We start from the raw sequence: 20,397 nt of genomic DNA on the forward strand, positions 1-20,397 counted from the left end.
ATATTTTATTTATAGTTAAATGAAATTAGCAAATCAATACTTAATAACTAAGGGAAAGGAAAGAAATTATGAAAAACTTCCAACAATACAAAAAGTATGACCACAGAAAACAAATTTTTGGTATTCGCAAATTTTCTTATGGCGCTGGATCGGCAGTGTTGACAACTTTGTTGTTTTTAGGCGCCGCACATAGTGCACAAGCTGCTGAAACTACTGAACCTGAAGCAACTTCTACATCTACAGAAGAAACATCAGCACAAGCACAAGAAACTTCAACACAAGAATCTTCAACTTCAGAACCAGATACACAAGCTGAAACTCCAAAAAGTGAAGAAGAAACAACTGAGGCAGATGCCCCTACAACAGCAAGTACAGAAAGCACGGAATCGGTACAAAACACTGAAGAAGCCTCTGAACCAGAAGAGAAAATAACATATGTACCAGCAGAACCAGGAGAAGATAGAGAAATATTGTCTAATAACGTACATCAAGTTGGTGGTGGTGGCGTCAACGTAACACCAGGATGTGCTAAAATTCAAAAAGATGGACGTGTGAAATATGACTATGAAGTATCATTAAACCCTATATTATCAAGTAATCATATTCAAACAGGTAGTACGTTTAACATTACGATTCCTAAATTTGCTGAAAATGTAAAATTTACATTAATTGGAACACGTGAAGAAAAAACAAGTAAACCACATGATGTTGAGATGGAATTAGGTCAAATGACATATGAACAATATGAAGATGGTTATGATGAAACAAAAGGTGAAAACCCAAATTTTCATAATATCCCAACATACGAAGAGTATTTAAAATTAAAAGAACAAGGCAAAACACCCCTTTCAGTTGTAAGACATAATATTTACAAAAATGAAGAGAGCAACTATATCGATTCAACAAGCGGACAAAATCTGGCTGATTTAGTTCGTTCATTTACGGTCAATACATTAGTTCTAGGACCTATTGGCTTGAAAGTAGAGTTTGATATTTCAAAAGAACAATATGAAAAAACACCTTATTTACCATTAGATGCGCGCTTAGGATGGAGATCATTTTCTGAAATAAATGGAATCAATAATTATGATACAGGCTCACAATCTCTTGATGATTACAGACCTGAGCCACGGGATGAAATTGTCTTTGATGATGAAGTGAAATATATCGATTCTGGTAGTACATACTACTATATTGAACATCCAGAAAAAATTAAATTAGGGACATTCGATGAACACGGTTTTTATGGTCAACCAGGGGTAGCAGTAACACGTAATATGGGACACTGGAGTATAATAGGGCCAGATATCTCTAGCGCACTCCTTAACTATCCAGAAAAGTTCCAGCTCCATGCCAGCCCGGCTGTTACTTTTTGGGCACCGGTAGACGAAGACTTAGCTGATATCGCTGTTGTAACACTTTGTGAATTAGAACCAGGTGATGAGGGTGACGGTGATGCTGATTCCGATGCAGATAGCGACTCGGATTCTGATAGTGACTCGGACTCTGATAGTGATTCGGACTCTGACAGCGACTCGGATTCTGATAGTGATTCGGATTCTGATAGCGATTCCGACTCTGATAGTGATTCCGACTCTGATAGCGACTCGGATTCTGATAGTGATTCCGACTCTGATAGTGACTCGGATAGCGATTCTGACTCGGATTCTGACAGCGATTCCGACTCTGATAGCGACTCGGATTCTGACGCAGATGATAATAAAAAAGGGCATACAGATAAAGATTCAGAAGGCAAAGATAATAAGGGTAATGGCAAAGAAAAATTACCTGACACAGGTAACGAACAAGATATAAATGGTACGTTGCTTGGCTCATTATTTGCTGGTATAGGTGCAATCTTCTTAGGAAGCAGACGTCGTCAAAAACATGACAATCGTCCATAATAGGTATTTATATATAGTAGAAAGCCGTGCATATTTCGCATGGCTTTCTAATTTTTAGGGGAAATACGTTAAATTGTTTGTTATAGATAAAGGGCAAAGAACGAGACAAACGCTCTTTCTCAAAAAATACGCTTTATTTACTTATTAGTAGAAGCTCATATTTGCGTTTCACTAAAAATAAGGAAAATGAGTGAAGTATTTTGTAAAGAATCGGTAAAGTCTGTCTTGAGTAATGAGATAGCAGTATACTGAGGCAAATGGATATGGGGATGTATGTCGTGACGTCATATTAATGTTTAAATCAGTACCTTGCTTTAGTTGTATATTATGTATATCTCACACATACAGAATTAAATACGTTCATTATTAAATGGTGATGACAAACCCTGTAATGATCAAGCATTGTGAATTAATGTAAAGCACAGTTATAATAATACTGTTATAATAGTAAAAGAATATTCATGAACAGAAAGTAGGCAATTTATTTATGAAAACATTATTTTCCGGTATCCAACCAAGCGGTATCCCAACAATAGGAAACTATATCGGTGCACTCAAACAATTTGCCGATATCCAAGATGACTATCATTGCTATTTCTGCATTGTTGACCAACATGCAATTACTGTGCCACAAGATCGCTTAAAATTACGCGAACAGACACGCAAATTAGCAGCTATTTACCTTGCTTCTGGTCTTAATCCTGATAAGATTACTCTTTTTATTCAATCTGAAGTGCCCGCACACGTTCAGGCTGGTTGGATGTTAACAACCATTTCATCAGTCGGTGAACTTGAACGCATGACACAATTCAAAGACAAAGCACAAAAGCAAAATGACGGTATTCCAGCTGGACTGTTGACATACCCACCATTAATGGCAGCTGACATCGTCTTATATAATACTGATATCGTACCAGTCGGCGATGATCAAAAACAACATATCGAGTTAACACGTAACCTAGTAGATCGTTTCAATAGTCGTTATAACGATGTACTTGTAAAGCCAGACATTCATATGCCTAAAGTCGGTGGTCGCGTGATGAGTTTACAAGATCCTACTAAGAAGATGAGTAAGAGCGATGATAACCAAAAAAACTTTATTTCGTTATTAGATGAGCCTCGTCTCGCTGCGAAAAAGATTAAAAGTGCAGTGACAGACTCAGACGGTATCATTAAATACGATAAAGAAAACAAACCAGGTATTTCTAACTTATTAACTATTTACTCCAGCTTAACAGATACATCGATTGAATCACTAGAATCACAATATGAAGGTCAAGGCTATGGCGCTTTCAAAGGTGATTTGGCAGAAGTCGTAGAAAACTTCCTCATCGACTTTCAAGAAAAATTCAATACATTCTATCAATCTGATCGTTTAGACGCCATTTTAGATGAAGGTCGTGACAAAGCACAGCGCGCATCATATAAAACATTGAAAAAAATGGAAAAAGCGATGGGCTTAGGACGCAAAACAAAATAATATCACGATAAAAGAGCAGACATCTGTCAATACAACAGGCGCCTGCTCTTTTGATTGATTTTAAATTTTTAACATACCACGAAAACCTCTAGAAGCGTAATAAGATTCTGCACCATTGTGATACGTAAATACCGTATTATAACGATAGTCACAGAATAATGCGCCCCCTAGGTCTCGAATTTTATCTGGTGTTGCAATCCAACTTGAACTTTTCTTATCAAATGTACCAAGTGTTTGTAAATGACGATACTGTGCTTCTGTCAACATCTCAATTCCCATTGCTACAGCCATTTCCATTGCACTCGTTTTAGGCTTATGCTTCTTACGTGCTTCCCATGCAGCTTGATCATAGCACACACTTCTACGCCCTTTTGGACTTTCCACTGAACAGTCTATAAATGCATACTGTCCATCTTCCATACCAATAACATCGGGTTCCCCGTCTGTGCGTTCCATTTCATAAAGTGACCACAACTTATCATCCGTTGTACGTAACTGCTGTTCAACCTCTTCCCATTCAATACCTTCATGACGTTCTGGATATTTCTCAAAACGTTCCTTTAATACGGTAAGCAATGTCTCTCTTTCTTCTGGCGTTAATGTGTTCATCAATGTACTCCTTTTATATTAATATCTCTATCATAACAAGAGATATCATCCTTTGCGAGAACAAAAAACAGAACACGCTTATCATATGAGTGTCCTGTTTCTTGTAACTTATTTTTCTTTCTTTTTACCTGTTTCACGATCAATACTTTTATCAATATACGCATATTTCAATGTTGTATCGCCACCAATATTATGGTATTGCAAATTTTTCACTTGTGGATTCGTCAAATGCGCTTCCCCTTTCTGGTAAATTGGGGCAATTGGGGCATCGCTCAACAAGCGCTCTTCAGCATCAACTAATGTCTGATTGCGTTCTTGCAATTTTTGAAGTAATGGACCGTTCGCATCTTTCAACATTTGATCGTATGTCTTATCACTCCAACCCGTGTTGTTCGCTGAATTACCCGTTGTCATAATTTCCAAGAATGTCAAAGCATCTGGATAGTCAGGTCCCCAACCAGAAAATGAGATATCATAGTTTTCACTATGTTCACGTGCGATACGTTGCTTAAATGGCAACTGCTTAATTTTAACCGTCACGCCAGGTAGATTTTGCTCAATTTGTGCTTTCACAAACTCTGCTGACACTTTATTCGCCGGTGTATCATCAGTATTCAACGTAAAAGTAAATGAATTTTTACCCAATGCTTTTTTCGCCTTTTCATAGTGTTCTTTCGCTTTTTTAGGATTATACACGAGTGGCGAATCAATTTGATTTGTGTAGTCAGATCCATCCGGTGCTTTCGCTGTACCTTTTCCAGTAAAATCATCACTTGGAGCAGAACCATTGTTCAAAACAGAGTTAACATATGCCTGTTTATCGACTGATTGTGCCAAAGCTAAACGCATATCTTTGTTTTTGAAAGCGCTCACTTTCCCTTGATTTAACTTTAAGAAAAATGTTGCAGCTAATAAACGTTTTTGCAAAGCAGGATTGTTTTTGTATTTTTCTACTTGCTCCGCTGAAATCAAGGTATCATCTACTGAATTTGTATCATAGAGTGATGCACCTGCTTGTTGATCTTTTAGAACTTTGTAATTAACCTTTTCTAACTTCACAACATCTTTATCCCAATACTTGTCGTTCTTTTCTAACATAATTTTATCTTCTACTGCCCATTCTTTCACAGTAAATGGACCGTTATAAACCGCTTTATCTGCCTTCGTACCATATTGTTCACCATATTTTTTAACAACTTTTTCATTTTGTGGCATAAATGTACCAAATGCTAACATTTCTTTATAGTACGGTACTGGCTTGGTTAATTCGAATTGTAACGTATAATCATCTAACGCTTTCACACCGAGTTCTGTTGGTTTCTTCTTACCTGCATTGATTTCTTCGGCATTTTTTAAGTCGTACATAATATACGCATATTCAGACGCTGTATCTGGGTTTAACACACGTTGCCATGAGAAGACAAAGTCATGTGCAGTTACTGGGTCGCCATTCGACCATTTAGCATCCTTTCGTAAATTGATCGTCCATGTCTTACCATCTGCTGATATTTTCGGTTCTCCTTTAGCAACGCCAGGCTGTGCTCGATCCTTGCCGTCCAATACATACAAGCCTTCATACACTTGATTGAACTTATCGAAACTGACCGAATCCGTTACTTTTGCCGTATCTAGTGATGACATATCTTGTGGAATCACTTTACGAAAGACTTGCCCTTTATCATCATAAACCCCTTCGCCACTGCCACACGCTGACAAAATAAGTGCAGCTGCCAAGATTGGCGTGAATAATTTCAATGTTTTCCGAGTCTTCACTTGACATTCCCCTTTCAAAGTTATACTTGAGTCTGATACGCTGCTTGAAATTGTGCCAGTTCTTCATCTGTCGCAAAAACAAAATGTTCCGGTGCGACTTCTTTTAGTGAACGTTGATCGTTTTTGCTGGCATCATGTACATATGTAATCCGCTTTCTCGTACGCTCAGTCTCAGGGTCTGGCTGCGGAACAGCTGAAATTAACGACCGTGTATATGGATGAACAGAGTGGTTGTAAATATGGTCAGCCGTACCAATCTCCACAATGCGTCCTAAATGCATTACCGCAATGCGATCGGATATGTACTTAACCATCGATAAATCATGCGCAATAAATAAAAATGTAATATCGCGCTCTCGCTTCAACTTCTGCATCAAGTTCACAACTTGTGCTTGAATAGAAACATCTAGCGCTGAAATAGGTTCATCCGCAATAATAAATTCTGGTTCGACTGCCAATGCACGCGCAATACCGATACGTTGTCGTTGTCCTCCTGAGAATTCATGGGGATAACGATTGGCATGGCTTTTACGTAATCCCACTGTCTCTAATAAATCATACACACGTTTTTTACGATCGCGTGAGTCTTTCGCAAGTCCATGAATGTCAATCCCTTCTGCAACGATATCCATCACCTTTAAACGAGGATTGAGCGACGCATATGGATCTTGAAAAATCATTTGAATCTTCTTATTAAACTTCAATAATTCTTTACGCTTCTTAATTTCTTGTATATTAACCCCTTCGTAAAGCACCTTGCCATCTGTCACATCATTTAACTTGATAATCGCTTTCCCAGTCGTTGATTTGCCTGAACCCGACTCACCAACCAGACCAAACGTTTCTCCTTTATAAATGTCAAATGAAATATCATCGATGGCACGAACTTCATTCGCCTTTCCAGCATTGAAGTATTGTTTTAAGTGTTGTACTTCTACTAGTTTCTCCCTATTTTCCATTTAAAACGACACCCTTTCTACACGTTCTGGTTTGTCGAAGTTATTTGGCATGTGGCGCTGTTTGCGTTTTACAATCTCTGGTGGTTCAACGCTCGGCGCACGTTCATCTAACAACCAAGAACGCACATAATGCGTCGGTGATACACCAAACCATGGTGGTGCTTCTTTAAAATCGATTGCCAATGCATAATGACTCCGCGGCGCAAAGGCATCTCCCTTTGGTGGGTGTACCAGATCAGGTGGTGTCCCTGGAATTGCCAATAACTCTGTGTCGTCTTGTGTTTCTAAGTCTGGCATTGACGATAACAAACCCCATGTATATGGATGACGTGGATCATAAAATATTTCATCTACATTCCCCGTCTCAATCATTTGTCCACCGTACATCACTGCCACACGATCTGCCACATTGGCAACGACGCCTAAATCATGTGTGATAAAAATAATCGCCGTATCAATCTTTTGTTGAAGCTCTTTCATCAAATCTAAAATCTGCGCTTGCATCGTCACATCTAATGCCGTCGTAGGTTCGTCCGCAATCAATATTTTCGGTTCGCATGCCAGTGCTAACGCAATCACTATACGCTGGCGTTGTCCTCCTGAAAATTGATGCGGATAAGCATTGAAACGTGATTCAACGTTTTTCAACCCCACAAGCTCTAGCAATTCGATGGCACGCTTTTTCGCATCGGCCTTGTTTAATCCAATATGTTTAATAATCGGTTCCATCACCTGCTTACCCACTTTCATTGTCGGGTTGAGCGATGTCATTGGATCCTGAAATATCATAGAGATCTCTTTACCACGCAACTTCATCAACTCTTTTTCTGTCTTTTGCGTTAAATCTTCTCCATCAAATATAATTTTACCTTGTTTGATTCGTCCAGTTGGTCCTTGAAACAGCTTCGTTATTGCTTTTGTCGTCACAGACTTTCCAGAACCAGATTCTCCCACAATCGCTAGTGTTTCCCCTTTGTTCAAATAAAAATCTACTCCGCGAACCGCTTGCACTTCCCCTGCTGTAATATCAAAGGACACATGCAAGTCTTTTACTTCTAATAAATGTTCAGACATGGTACCTTTCCTCCTTTTTCACAATCTCATTTTCTATTTACGCATTTTAGGGTCGAATGCATCTCGCAAGCCATCACTAAACAAATAGAAGAATAAGATTAATAAACTCAATACAACAGCCGGAATGAATAGCTCGTGCGGATGAATTAATAACATTGCACGTCCTTCATTCACCAATGAGCCAAGTGATGTTTGTGGTGCTGGTACACCAATCCCAATAAAGCTTAAAAATGCCTCGAAAAAGATGGCGTTTGGTACAGTGAACATTGATGTTACGATAATAGCACCTAGTGTGTTAGGTAAGATATGCTTGAAAATCAATTTCAAATCAGATGTCCCCAATGTGCGTGATGCAAGTACAAATTCCTGATTTTTTAACTTCAAGAATTCTCCACGTACTACACGGCTCATGCCAATCCATCCAGTAATCGTCATCGCCAAAATAATTGTCCAAATAGATGGCTCAAAAATCAAAACGAATAAGATTACAATAATCAGTGTTGGAATAGACGAAATAATCTCAATCAGACGTTGCATGAAGTCATCGACACGGCCACCAAAATAGCCTGAGATAGCACCATAGATAACACCGATAAAAATATCAAGTACGGCTGCGACAAAACCAATAAACAATGATACTTGTGCGCCTTGCCAAGTGCGTGTCCATAAATCACGTCCTAGTTGATCAGTTCCAAACCAGAAATTTTCTTTCACATTGGCTTTTTCATAAGCATTTCCCTCGGTACTAGAACCATCAAATGGTAGAAATGGAATTTTGTCTAATACTGCAACTTTGGGTGGAAGGTTTCGACGCTGAACATCTTGTTCTGCATAATCATGACTGTTCATTATCGGACCGATTAATGCTAAAAATAAAATCAGCAATAGACCAATCATGCCAACAACTGCAAGCTTGTTATGTGTCAGTTGCGTCCAAGCATCTTGCCAAAATGTACGTCCTTCACGCTGTAACGCTTGTTGACTAAGATCAGGCTCACCCGTTCGAACGAAATCTTCGTGTATGACACCTGTTGTTTGCGCCATTGTTGCACTTGATGAATCGTCTTGTGGTAAATCATGTAAGTCTTTCGTCATTATTTTTTACCCCCTTGCACACGAATACGTGGGTCAATAAAGCCATATAGCACATCGACAATAAAAATTGACACAATGAATAATGTACTAAATAACAATGTAATCGCCATAATCACGGAAAAATCATTCGTTGTAATTGAGCGTACGAACTGATCACCTAGACCAGGTACACCAAAAATATTTTCAATCGTCAAAGTTCCTGTCAATATACTTGCTAACATTGGTACAAGAATTGTTACAACTGGAATTAATGCATTTCGTAAAGCATGATTGAATAACACCGTATATGTTGAATTCCCCTTTGCTCGCGCCAATAAAATATAATCTGAACTCAACACTTCAATCATCTCAGCTCGAATATAGCGTGCAACTGTTGCCAAGACGACGGCTGATAAGGCCAACGATGGCAAGATAGCTGTCGAGACACCTTCCCAACCAGCAACTGGAAACCATTGTAACTTCACGGCAAATACATATTGTAATAATACTGCTAATACGAATGATGGTACTGATATCGCAATAACAGAAATTAGCGTGGCTAAATAATCAACCCATGTATTTTGCTTTGTTGCCGCAAGCACGCCCAAAATCACACCGAAGACAACACCTATTGCCATTGCGATAAGACCCATTTGCAATGATGGAATCAATCGCGGTTGAATTAATTCCCATACAGTCTGTCCATTGTATTGGAATGAATTACCGAAATCTCCAGTTACCACATTTTTCAAATAATTCACATATTGTTCCGGTAATGGATCATTAAGCCCATACTTCTCACTCAACATAATCCGTTGTTCTTCACTCAACTTCTCATCATTGAATGGTGAACCAGGCATTAACTTCATCAAGAAAAATGTGATTGTAATGATGATGAATAGCGAAATCACCATATACAATAAACGCTTAAGCGTATATTTAAGCATGTATTCTTCCCCCTTTGCATAATTAACATTCCTTTCTAAATTTTCAGAAATATTAATGCTATTATAGACTTTTGCTATTTTATAATCAATATGTTTTTAACTATAAATTTTTTGGGGAATAAAAAATGCTATAATAACACTATTCAATAGCATCAAAGATTGTTATAACATTTTCGAATTAATAACAATTACTAAAAAATAATATCTTATATTTTACAAAATAAATGACATTTTTCGGAGGGAACAGCGCATGAGAAGCATTAATATCAATACAATTATTTACATATTTATTACACCTATTATTACTTTATTACTTTGGTTGTTAGGCGATCACAGTTGGTTACATTTTCTTAACACATTCTTTTCGTTATCATTGATTATAAGCATCTTTTTATTTACTTTATTACTTGTACAAGAGGGTATTTTTGACGTAACTAGCTATGGATTTCGTAAGTTTCGCTATCAAATGATGCGCAAAAAAAGTCGACGCATGTATGAAGAAGATACGTTTCACAATCCTAAATCTCCTAAACGTGAACATTATGATGTACAGCCATGGATTAAGCCAGTATTAATCGTTAATACATGCTATTTTATCCTATCCATTCTTTTATCTTTTATGATTTGAGATATAAAAGATGCTTACCCTTCATCGAGTAAGCATCTTTTGATTAAGCTTGATCATATTTTTTAAATAACAGTACTGCGTTATGGCCACCAAAACCTAAACTATTGCTCATCGCATATGTGATATCATGAGCAACCGCTTCATTAGGTGTAATATCTAAATCAATTTCTGGATCTTGTGCATGCGCATGAATTGTTGGCGCAATTTTACCATCACGAATAGCTAACACTGAGAAGATTGCCTCAATACCACCTGTGGCACCTAACAAGTGACCCGTCATTGATTTTGTTGAACTAATTTTTAATGATTGTGCTGCATCACCAAATGTGCGCTTAATCGCTTGAATTTCAAATAGGTCTCCTACCGGTGTACTTGTACCATGTGCATTCAAGTATTGTACCTCATCTGGCGTGATACCTGCATCATCTAATGCTGCTTGCATCGCACGTGCACCACCTTCTCCTTCTGGTGCTGGTGCTGTGATATGGTGTGCATCACCAGTTGAAGCATAACCTACTACTTCTGCATAAATATGTGCACCACGTGCTTGTGCAGATTCTAAAGATTCCAACACAATGACACCTGCACCTTCACCCATTACAAAGCCATCACGACCTTCTTGGAATGGGCGACATGCTGTTTCAACGTCATTATTTGTTGATAATGCACGGCTCGCACTGAATCCAGCAATTGACATATGTGTAATTGGGGCTTCTGTCCCACCTGCAATCATTGCATCTGCATCACCACGTTGAATAAACTTGAATGCTTCACCAATTGAGTTCGTTGCTGTTGCACATGCAGTTACTGTTGAACCGTTCGGCCCTTTTGCACCTAAATCAATAGATACTTGCCCTGAGGCCATGTCTGGAATCAACATCGGTACGAAGAATGGACTAACACGTCGAGGTCCGCGTTTTTTCAATTGTTCAAACGCATCTTCAAATGTCTCCATACCACCGATACCTGAACCAATCCATACTCCGACACGATTCGCATTGGATTCATCAATCGTCAACTTAGCATCTTCAACAGCCTGACGTGCCGCAACAACCGCATATTGTGTAAAGCGTGCCATCTTACGTGCTTCTTTTTTAGGAATATAGTCTTCTATATCAAAATCTTTTAATTCTCCAGCAATATGAACCTGATAGGGTTCTGTATCAATGCGTGTGATTTTATCAATTCCATTGACACCATTTAATGCATTGCGCCACATTGTAGGAACGTCGTTACCAATCGGTGACAATGCACCTAACCCCGTTACTACAACACGTTGTTTCTTTGTCATTGGATTTCCTCCTCTTTCTATTTACCCCAGCGAATCACGACTGAGCCCCAAGTAAGCCCACCGCCAAATCCTACGAGTACTAAAATATCATCATCTTTAATACGACCATTTTCAAGTTCCTGTCCAATACTTAAAGGAATCGATGCAGCCGATGTATTACCATATTTATCTACGGACACACTCATTTTTTCTTGAGGTATCCCGAGACGTTGCCGTGCTGACTCCATAATACGAATGTTTGCTTGATGTGGTATAAACATATCGATGTCATCAGCTGTCAATCCAGCCTTCTCAACAACACGTGTCGATGAATCTCCCATTACACGAACAGCGAATTTGAATACTTCACGTCCGTTCATTCGGATTAAGTCTGTTTCTTGTTCTTGATATAAATACTTGCCACCAATACCATCAGAACCGACTTCATAACTTAGAATACCACGGTTACCTGACACTTCGCCAATAATAGCTGCACCTGCGCCATCACCAAATAAAATCGCTGTACCACGATCATTTAAATCTGTAATTTTTGAAAGTTTATCTGCACCTACGACTAGAATATTTTTGTAATCCCCTGATAGTATAAACGCTCTCGCAGTCACAATGCCATACATAAAACCTGTACATGCTGCTAACTGATCCATTGAAGCGACTTTCGTCAAACCTAAGCGTTCTTGTAACATATTTGCCACTGTTGGGAAACGATGGTCTCCTGTCGAAGTAGCGACAATAACCATATCAACATCTTCCGGTTGAATCCCTGCATCTTCAATTGCTCTCACACTTGCTTCATACGCAAGATGTGATGTGTCCTGTTCTTCATCTGCCCAGCGACGTTCTTTAATTCCAGTCATTTGTGAAATCCATTCGTCTGACGTATCAAGATATGCTTCAAAATAGCTATTATCAACGACACGCTCTGGGACATAAGCGCCAAATCCTTTAATTCCCACATTCATGGTTTGAACACCTTCTTTATTTTTTTAATACCAGGTATTAATTTAACACAAGGTACTAAAAAATGACAAGCTATACACTCATCAATACTATACAATTATATGAAAGAGCTTTATAATAGCAGTATCAGCAAAAATGGAGGCGTACATAATGAAATACATCATTACGTTTATCTGGGCTGTCATATTATTTGAGATGGTGAACTTTGTATTGAACAGTTTAAACGGTGGCGGACCACTTAACTTAGTGACGCCGATCGCATTAGCTGCTTTTCTTTTTGTCATTATCTTAATACTAGATGCAGTCGGATCATCATCAACGCGTCAATCAACTGAAACACATTAATTTCAAAAGCCATTGCCCCGTATTAAAGGATGCAATGGCTTTCTTTTTGCTAATTATTGTGCTGTTCTTGTTGCTTTAATTGTTTCGTTGCTGGGTCAAAGTATGTTACTGAAGATTGACGTAACTGTGATTTTTGTTCTGGACTGATGCTGTAATCATTGTTATATAATGTTCCTTCCCAGCTACCGTACATCGGATTTGGGAAGATAATGTATTTGCTACCAAAATCATCTTCATGTTGTTTGACAAACGTCTCACGTCCTTCAGGTGTTGCTGCTTTCGGTTCATCAAAATCTAATAAATTGTCACCAAATAATTGTACCAGACGGTAGTCCGTTCTGATTTGATTACGGCGTTCGGATTTGCTATGCTCCCCTTCTTTTTTCAATAACACATGTGCTATATCAGCCTGTGGTAAGCCTTCTTTTTTCAAGTTTTTCACTGTCGCATCAAGGTCTTTTTCATGCGAGCGATCTGATACATAGAAAATTTCCACATCGTGTGCGTCTGCATATTTCAAAAACGCTTTCGCACCATATACCGGTTTCGCTTGCGCTGCGTCTACCCATTCATGCCAGCCTTCAGGGAATGACGTACCATGCAATGTGCTATACGCTTGGTATGGCGAATTATCAAGAACTGTTTCATCAATGTCTAAAGCAATAGCTAACTTTTTGCCACCTTTATGCTTTTTAATTTGTTCATCTAACGCTTCTTTTGCTGAATTATAGCCTTGCGCATACAATGCTTTTGCCTCTGCAGAGTTTTGATACCATGCGACACTCATCATATTTTGTGACGCTAACTGCGCTTCTGCACTAGCCTCTGGCGTTTGTTGTGTGATTGAATGGTGCCCCGTCTCACAAGCTAACGCATCATTTGGCACAGATGTCGTCACAAGCCCTAATGTTAATAATACCGCTGAAGTTTTCGTCCATTGATTCATGTGCATCACCTTTTTATGTATTTGTTTTTTAGCAATTAAACACAATAATATTTAATGCTCACCCGCTATTATAACACAATTACTTTGAAAGCCATTACATTGACCATAAAAATACACGAATTGGGAACTAATTAATTTGACATTGGGAAATTGACAAATGATACCCCAGCCGCTTGCATTTTCTCACTTATATATCATCTAAATTAATTTCTTGATTACCTATATTAAAATAAGCTGGTTCGTGTGTTGCCAATACGATTGTCACACCTTCGTCATTAAGTTCTTTGAATACCGACATGACTGTGTCACTATTGGCGTCGTCCAAGTTCCCCGTCGGCTCGTCCGCAATAATCACACTTGGTGCTTTTAAAATCGCCCGTGCAATCGCAATACGTTGTTGTTCACCACCACTACACGTATATACTTTTGTTTTTAACGGCATATCTGCCAATCCAACACGCGCCATCACTTCTTGAATATGCGCACTATCGCTTTTACTCACATTCAGTGGCAACGTTAAATTCTTTAAAACCGACTCATTCTCTAACAAACCATAATGTTGATAAATGTAGGCAATGTCCTCTCGCTTAAACGCTAACTTCTCTTTTTCTTTGTGAATCGTTTGTCCTTTAAATGTAATCGTACCTGAATCTGGATTTTCTAACAGTCCGATGATATTAAGTAGCGTTGACTTCCCTTTACCGCTCGCACCATGAATCACCACAAAGTCACCTGGTTCAATTGTTAAACTAAAATCTTCCAAAATGCGCTTGTTACCGAATGATTTATTAATATTTTGTAAGTTAATCATCTTTCTTCCCCTTTAACACGAGATTGATATTTTCACTATTCAACTTCATAAATGTGAATACCACAGACAGTGCTTCTATTAATGTAATTGACGCAAAAACTGACATTGCAATCATGTTATGACTTGTTAATAGCAATGCTCCCATCAATACATGTAACATAACGAGGAACAGCAACATCCACTTATGAATTGACCAGTAACTGTAGCCCAATGAACGTTTGAGAAAAATTGGGAATTGGTAGGACTTGAAGTAAATTTGAATAAATGTCAAAGTCGTTAAGATAAACGTGATACTTGTGAGCAGTGCCAAACCAGTGTATTTGTAGATTTCCGTTTTTAATTCGTTCACCATATCTACTTTTGTATCATAAACCGCGTACACACTTCGAATCACACCATCAATTTTATGTTTATTCAACCCTGCATAAATTGTTTCATATGGATTGTCTAGATGACTTTTAAAATAATAGGATATTGAAAAATAATGACCATAATCTAATGGATCTATATTGCCTGTTTCAATAATCGCAATCGGCGCAACTACTGTATTTTTAGTGCCACCAATCATCGCATTATATGTAAAATAGTCTACGTCATTCTCCATCCAAATAATATGGACATTTAAAGATGAGTCGACCTTCTTACGCTTACTCTCATCCTCAATATTTTGTTTGAATGTAAAATATTCTTTGAAGTTTGCTATAATCGCTTGTTCGTACTGCTTTAATTTAATAGGAACGAGTATATTTAATGTCTTATTATCTCTCTTAATGTGATGAATGACATTATCACCTTGAGTGGTTTTCTTTGGATGTCTTTTCAAATAATTCTCATCAAGAACAATTGTTTTGCCATCAGCCTCAATATCAGCATTTTCTTTTTCATTCAATTGATAAAAAAAGAGACCATCTTCATAAGAAAAATTCTCCGCTTCAGCAATAAACCCTTGATTGTCTGGACTTAAATAATAATTCTTAACTTTAATACTAACCTCTTTATCAATCACTGGATTTTTGACTTGACCTATATCATAAAAATGGGTTCCATATATATTTTTTGTAAGATTCCAATGCTTTAAAGATGTTTTTTGCTGTTCATAATCTTTGAAATTCGTAATCAATTGCATTGTTGACATTGCAATTAACACAATTGCGATAGCTGAAATCAGCATATAAATTCCCATCAACACATGTTTACTATCACTTCGCTTATTTTTCGCATAACGCTTAACAAAGAAATGTACCACGATTGCTGTAAAGCTATAAAATAAAACAAGTAAGGCGACTTCTACTAATAACACAATGAACAAGGCGATATAAATGTATATATCTTGATAAATGGTGTGGTAGCTTAAAAGAGCTAAAATCACACTCAACACAATATACAGCCATATAAAATTAGCTAATCCCTGAATAATATACTTAACAATTTGATGTTGGCGATAACCTAAATCATATAGAATTTTTAACTGTTCTTTTTGATTTAACAAATGATGGAATAATACAACAAATAATAGAATTGTTAAAAATAATGTTAAAGACGTACTAAAGAAATCTAATGATAAACCAGTAAGAAAATCGCCGTCCATTTTATCTACTACACCAACTTCTTTGTTGATTAATCTTATTACTTCGCGTATATCTTTCTCTTTGCCTTTTAATTGATAAATCCCCTCTTCGGTTAGATTGATATTTTTCAAAGGGAATACTTTAATTGAAAGGCTACTATCAAAGATTTCTAACTTTTTATTTTGACCTACTTGTTGTTTCAATGCGTTATCTGTTGTATGAATCAAAACTTTATGTTCATTGACATATGTAACCTTTGTAATGTTAACATGGTATTTTTTTGAGAGATATGTAAAATACGGCCAAGCATCTTTCGCATGTTTTTTAGGGATATCAGCACTGTCAAAATAGAAATTAACTTTTTGACTATCTTTCTCAATATGATTATAAAAAGATAATGACTTTGCCGAAGCAACAATAATTAAACTTAGTGTTAGTGTAATTGCTACACATAAAAAGAGGATAATTTTTTTCACATCATCCACCTCACTTTATCCAATGTTTTAAAAATAAGTAGATACATGAATTTTACAAATAATGATTTATTTATGGTCATAATAGCCTTTATTACCTGATGTTATTTTTCTAATTTGTGCAATAAAAAACGCCTATCCTTTTCCAACCACCATCTTTTAAAACAGAATCAACCTTTCTAAACGCTACCCCATCTTATGTATTAGGCTGATCCAAAACTTCTGAGCGCACTAAACCATTATAGTTATCCACATTCTCTGAACCACCATTAATACTTGTCACATCTGCATTTGCGATACCACTAATCATCAAAACCTGAAAGTCCAATTGTTAATGCTGAAGCTAATATAAGATTCTTTTTCATAATAACTTCTATATAAATTTAATTTTGTAAAATCAAATTTTAAGAAAGCGCTTTCTTTAATTGAAGTTTATTTTATTGTTATTTAATTTGTCAACCTATTTTGAAGTTGTTTTATTTTAATATTGTCAATTGTTGATTTTCTGCCGATTTTCAGACTAAAAAAGACGTACACGTTAAACGCATACGCCTTTCCATGCCTACTATTCTGTTTCTGATGGTTTTTCTATATCAAAATGAATCGCACTGTCTTGAAGATAACCATGTACATGTGTGCCTTCTGGTAAATTATCTTTAATCATCAGACGCGCTAATGGTGTTTCAACATGACGTTGAACAAATCGTTTCAATGGACGTGCACCATATTCTGGCTCATAAGCTGTTTCACCCATCCATTTTTCTGCTTCGTCTGTTAAATCCAAAGTAATACGTTGATCCATTAAACGCATATTCAAATTCGTTAAAATTTTATCAACTATCATTTGCATATCATCAACTGAAAGTGGACGGAATAAGACAATGTCATCCATACGGTTCAATATTTCAGGTTTGAAGTATGCATTCAAGCTTTGCATGACCGCTTTTTCTGTCTCTTCAGTAATGACACCTTCATTTTTTACATTTTCTAACAAGATTTGAGAGCCAATATTACTTGTCATAATGATAATTGTATTTTTGAAATCTACACTACGTCCTTTAGAATCTGTTAAACGACCTTCGTCTAATATTTGTAATAAGACGTTAAAGACATCTGTATGTGCTTTTTCTACTTCGTCTAATAAGATAACTGAGTATGGATTACGTCTTACTGCTTCTGTTAATTGACCGCCTTCATCATGACCTACATAACCTGGAGGCGCACCAATTAATCTTGATACAGCATGTTTTTCCATGTATTCACTCATATCAATTCGAATCATATGTTTTTCAGAATCGAATAATGTAGATGCTAATGATTTAGCAAGTTCTGTTTTACCGACACCTGTTGGCCCTAAGAATAAGAATGAACCTATTGGACGGTTAGGGTCTTTAATACCCGCTCTTGCACGAACAACTGCATCTGACACTAAGTCAACAGCGCGGTCTTGTCCAACAACACGTTGATGTAAAATGTCTGCCAAGTTCAATAGTTTTTCTCGTTCTGTTTCGACAAGCTTAGACACTGGAATACCTGTCCATTGACTTACAATTTCGCCAATCTCTTCATCCGTAACGACTTCACGGATAATACGGTCACTGTCTTCACCTTGTGTTTCTTGAAAAGCTGCTTCTAATTCTTTCAATTCTTGTTCAAGTTGTGGAATTTTACCGTGTTGTAAGACTGCCGCTGTTTCAAGGTCATAGTTGTTCTCTGCATCTTCCAATGCTTTACGACTTTCATCTAACTCAGCACGTTTTTCTTGGACTTTTGCAATTTTTTCTTTTTCTTGTTCAACACGTGCTTGGAGTTGCGCTTGCTTTTCTTTTTCTTCTGCTAATTCTTCTTGTAACTCTTGCAAACGCACTCGACTTGCTTCGTCTGATTCTTTCTTCAACGCATTTTCTTCAATTTCTAACTGCATTACACGACGGTTCGCTTGATCCAATTCTGTTGGATTAGAGCCCATTTCTGTACGAATTGTTGCCGATGCTTGGTCAACAAGATCAATCGCTTTGTCTGGTAAAAAGCGGTCTGTAATATAGCGGTCTGATAGTTCTGCCGCTGCAACTAACGCTCGGTCTTGAATGCGTACACCATGATGTACTTCATAGCGTTCTTTCAAACCACGCAAAATAGAGATGGTATCCTCAATGCTCGGTTCTTTGACATTTACTTTTTGGAAGCGACGTTCTAACGCAGAATCTTTTTCAATATATTCTCGATACTCGTTCAATGTTGTCGCACCAATGCAGTGTAATTCACCACGTGCTAACATCGGTTTTAACATATTACCTGCGTCCATTGCGCCGTCTGTTTTTCCTGCACCGACGAGCATATGAATTTCATCAATAAATAGTAATATACGTCCATTAGAATCCTTCACTTCTTTTAATACAGCTTTCAAGCGCTCTTCAAATTCACCACGATATTTCGCACCGGCTACTAAGGCACTTAAATCGAGTTCAAACACTGTTTTATCGAGCAATGAATCTGGGACATCTTTTTTTACAATACGTTGTGCCAAGCCTTCTACAATTGCTGTTTTACCAACACCCGGTTCACCGATTAATACCGGATTGTTTTTTGTTTTACGGCTTAAAATACGAATCGTGTTACGAATCTCTTCATCACGTCCAATAACTGGATCCATATTTCCTTTACGTACTTCTTCCACTAAATCTCTACCATATTTAGATAATGCTTCATAGTTCACTTCAGGATTTTGTGTTGTCACATGATTTCCTCCTCTGACTTTTTTTATAATTTCTTCGATGACTTGTTCTTTATACTTTACGAATGATGCTGTTGTATCATCTACTTCCATTGCCGCTCGCAACATGTGTTCCATCGAGATAAACTGATCATCGTATTCTTTCATATAATGTTCTGCTTTGTTAAATAATGCATTCGTTTTAGGTGATAAATATTGTCCATACTGTACGTTTTCACCTGACACTTTAGGATACTGTGCCATTTTTTTATCGTAAGCTTTTGCCAATGCCTCTGTATCCACTTCTGCACGTTCTAATATTGTATTAAATAAACTATCTGGCGTTTCAAGTACCGCTTTCAATACGGCTTCTGCTTCTATATTGGTTAATTTATATGTCTGTGTTGTTTCTATTGCTTTTTGTAAAGCACTTTGAATAGAATGCGTCATCTGATTGATATCCATTATACGTCACTCCTTTGATTCTAATAGGTCTTTTTTTGACTTTGACTTTCTTTGACCTTAAATATATTATAACGCCATGATGTTCTAAAATCAATAAAAAAACTCTATGAATACTAAGTCACATTTTAAAGCATAACGGAAAAATAAATCGTTCTATTATTGAAGTGAGGTAACATGAATAACAAAGCTTTATGTAGATATTCAGGCTCATATAAAAAGCGCATAATCACAATGGACTATACGCTAAATGAAACAGCTATTTCCACTTAACTGGAACTACAATATAAACAACACTAGGCACTTATAATTATCTTTCCATCACCAAAGCTGAACAGCCAAATAAAAGGATAGTAACAAATTTTCATCTGTTTAACTATCCT

16 protein-coding genes and 2 pseudogenes are annotated in these 20,397 nt (G+C 37.2%); 5 read left to right on the forward strand and 13 right to left on the reverse strand.

The features are described from left to right. Nucleotides 1-68: 68 nt before the first annotated feature. The 3 genes and pseudogenes from NXS11_RS11095 to trpS all read left to right on the forward strand — a co-directional run. A pseudogene (locus NXS11_RS11095) lies at nt 69-197 on the forward strand (YSIRK-type signal peptide-containing protein); the annotation flags it as partial. Between the two features lie 1,578 nt (nt 198-1,775). Next, nucleotides 1,776-1,904 (forward strand): annotated as a pseudogene (locus NXS11_RS11100) (LPXTG cell wall anchor domain-containing protein); the annotation flags it as partial. Nucleotides 1,905-2,391: 487 nt separating this feature from the next. Then, complete coding sequence (trpS, locus tag NXS11_RS07665) at nt 2,392-3,384, forward strand: tryptophan--tRNA ligase (protein ID WP_259200321.1); 993 nt, start codon at nt 2,392-2,394, stop codon at nt 3,382-3,384. Between the two features lie 60 nt (nt 3,385-3,444). Here the strand turns inward: trpS and NXS11_RS07670 are convergent, their stop codons facing one another. From NXS11_RS07670 to opp3b, 6 genes are all read right to left on the reverse strand, one after another. Further along, nucleotides 3,445-3,993: a DUF4256 domain-containing protein gene (locus NXS11_RS07670; protein WP_259200322.1), complete on the reverse strand. Its 549-nt coding sequence runs from the start codon at nt 3,991-3,993 to the stop codon at nt 3,445-3,447. A 108-nt stretch (nt 3,994-4,101) separates the two neighbouring features. After that, nucleotides 4,102-5,766, reverse strand: a complete 1,665-nt coding sequence (locus NXS11_RS07675) for a peptide ABC transporter substrate-binding protein (RefSeq protein WP_259200323.1) — start codon at nt 5,764-5,766, stop codon at nt 4,102-4,104. Nucleotides 5,767-5,786: 20 nt separating this feature from the next. Beyond that, entirely contained in the window at nt 5,787-6,725 is a 939-nt protein-coding gene (locus tag NXS11_RS07680) for an ABC transporter ATP-binding protein (protein ID WP_259200324.1), read from the reverse strand. Then, complete coding sequence (locus NXS11_RS07685; RefSeq protein WP_259200325.1) at nt 6,726-7,799, reverse strand: ABC transporter ATP-binding protein; 1,074 nt, start codon at nt 7,797-7,799, stop codon at nt 6,726-6,728. Nucleotides 7,800-7,832: 33 nt separating this feature from the next. Then, nucleotides 7,833-8,894: an oligopeptide ABC transporter permease gene (opp3C, locus tag NXS11_RS07690; RefSeq protein WP_259200326.1), complete on the reverse strand. Its 1,062-nt coding sequence runs from the start codon at nt 8,892-8,894 to the stop codon at nt 7,833-7,835. After that, the gene (gene opp3b, locus NXS11_RS07695) at nt 8,894-9,820 is read right to left on the reverse strand and encodes an oligopeptide ABC transporter permease (protein WP_259200328.1); all 927 of its coding nucleotides are present in this window, start codon (nt 9,818-9,820) and stop codon (nt 8,894-8,896) included. Before opp3b ends, opp3C begins: the two co-directional genes overlap by 1 nt. 250 nt (nt 9,821-10,070) lie before the next feature. Here opp3b and NXS11_RS07700 point away from each other — a divergent pair, with 250 nt between their 5' ends. After that, nucleotides 10,071-10,448, forward strand: a complete 378-nt coding sequence (locus NXS11_RS07700) for a DUF3899 domain-containing protein (protein WP_259200329.1) — start codon at nt 10,071-10,073, stop codon at nt 10,446-10,448. Between the two features lie 43 nt (nt 10,449-10,491). Here the strand turns inward: NXS11_RS07700 and fabF are convergent, their stop codons facing one another. Next, on the reverse strand, nt 10,492-11,739 hold the full coding sequence (fabF, locus tag NXS11_RS07705; RefSeq protein WP_259200330.1) for a beta-ketoacyl-ACP synthase II: 1,248 nt from the start codon (nt 11,737-11,739) through the stop codon (nt 10,492-10,494). 17 nt (nt 11,740-11,756) lie between these two features. Then, the gene (locus tag NXS11_RS07710; protein ID WP_259200331.1) at nt 11,757-12,698 is read right to left on the reverse strand and encodes a beta-ketoacyl-ACP synthase III; all 942 of its coding nucleotides are present in this window, start codon (nt 12,696-12,698) and stop codon (nt 11,757-11,759) included. Nucleotides 12,699-12,846: 148 nt separating this feature from the next. On the opposite strand from NXS11_RS07710, the gene NXS11_RS07715 reads away from it, so the two are divergent. Further along, on the forward strand, nt 12,847-13,041 hold the full coding sequence (locus NXS11_RS07715; protein WP_259200332.1) for a DUF2929 family protein: 195 nt from the start codon (nt 12,847-12,849) through the stop codon (nt 13,039-13,041). A gap of 49 nt (nt 13,042-13,090) precedes the next feature. On the opposite strand, the gene NXS11_RS07720 is transcribed toward NXS11_RS07715, so the two are convergent. The 5 genes from NXS11_RS07720 to clpB form a co-directional block, all read right to left on the reverse strand. Beyond that, complete coding sequence (locus NXS11_RS07720) at nt 13,091-13,987, reverse strand: 5'-nucleotidase, lipoprotein e(P4) family (protein ID WP_259200333.1); 897 nt, start codon at nt 13,985-13,987, stop codon at nt 13,091-13,093. A gap of 187 nt (nt 13,988-14,174) precedes the next feature. Further along, nucleotides 14,175-14,798 (reverse strand): ABC transporter ATP-binding protein, encoded by a 624-nt coding sequence (locus NXS11_RS07725; protein WP_259200334.1) that lies wholly within the window; start codon nt 14,796-14,798, stop codon nt 14,175-14,177. Next, nucleotides 14,791-16,842 (reverse strand): DUF1430 domain-containing protein, encoded by a 2,052-nt coding sequence (locus NXS11_RS10975; protein WP_259200335.1) that lies wholly within the window; start codon nt 16,840-16,842, stop codon nt 14,791-14,793. The genes NXS11_RS07725 and NXS11_RS10975 overlap by 8 nt, the downstream gene beginning before the upstream one ends. A 193-nt stretch (nt 16,843-17,035) precedes the next feature. After that, nucleotides 17,036-17,167 (reverse strand): hypothetical protein, encoded by a 132-nt coding sequence (locus tag NXS11_RS07735; RefSeq protein WP_259200336.1) that lies wholly within the window; start codon nt 17,165-17,167, stop codon nt 17,036-17,038. 237 nt (nt 17,168-17,404) lie between these two features. Next, nucleotides 17,405-20,017: an ATP-dependent chaperone ClpB gene (clpB, locus tag NXS11_RS07740; protein WP_259200337.1), complete on the reverse strand. Its 2,613-nt coding sequence runs from the start codon at nt 20,015-20,017 to the stop codon at nt 17,405-17,407. Between the last annotated feature and the right edge of the window lie 380 nt (nt 20,018-20,397).

Source organism: Staphylococcus americanisciuri (assembly GCF_024814435.1).
Lineage (GTDB): Bacteria > Bacillota > Bacilli > Staphylococcales > Staphylococcaceae > Staphylococcus > Staphylococcus americanisciuri.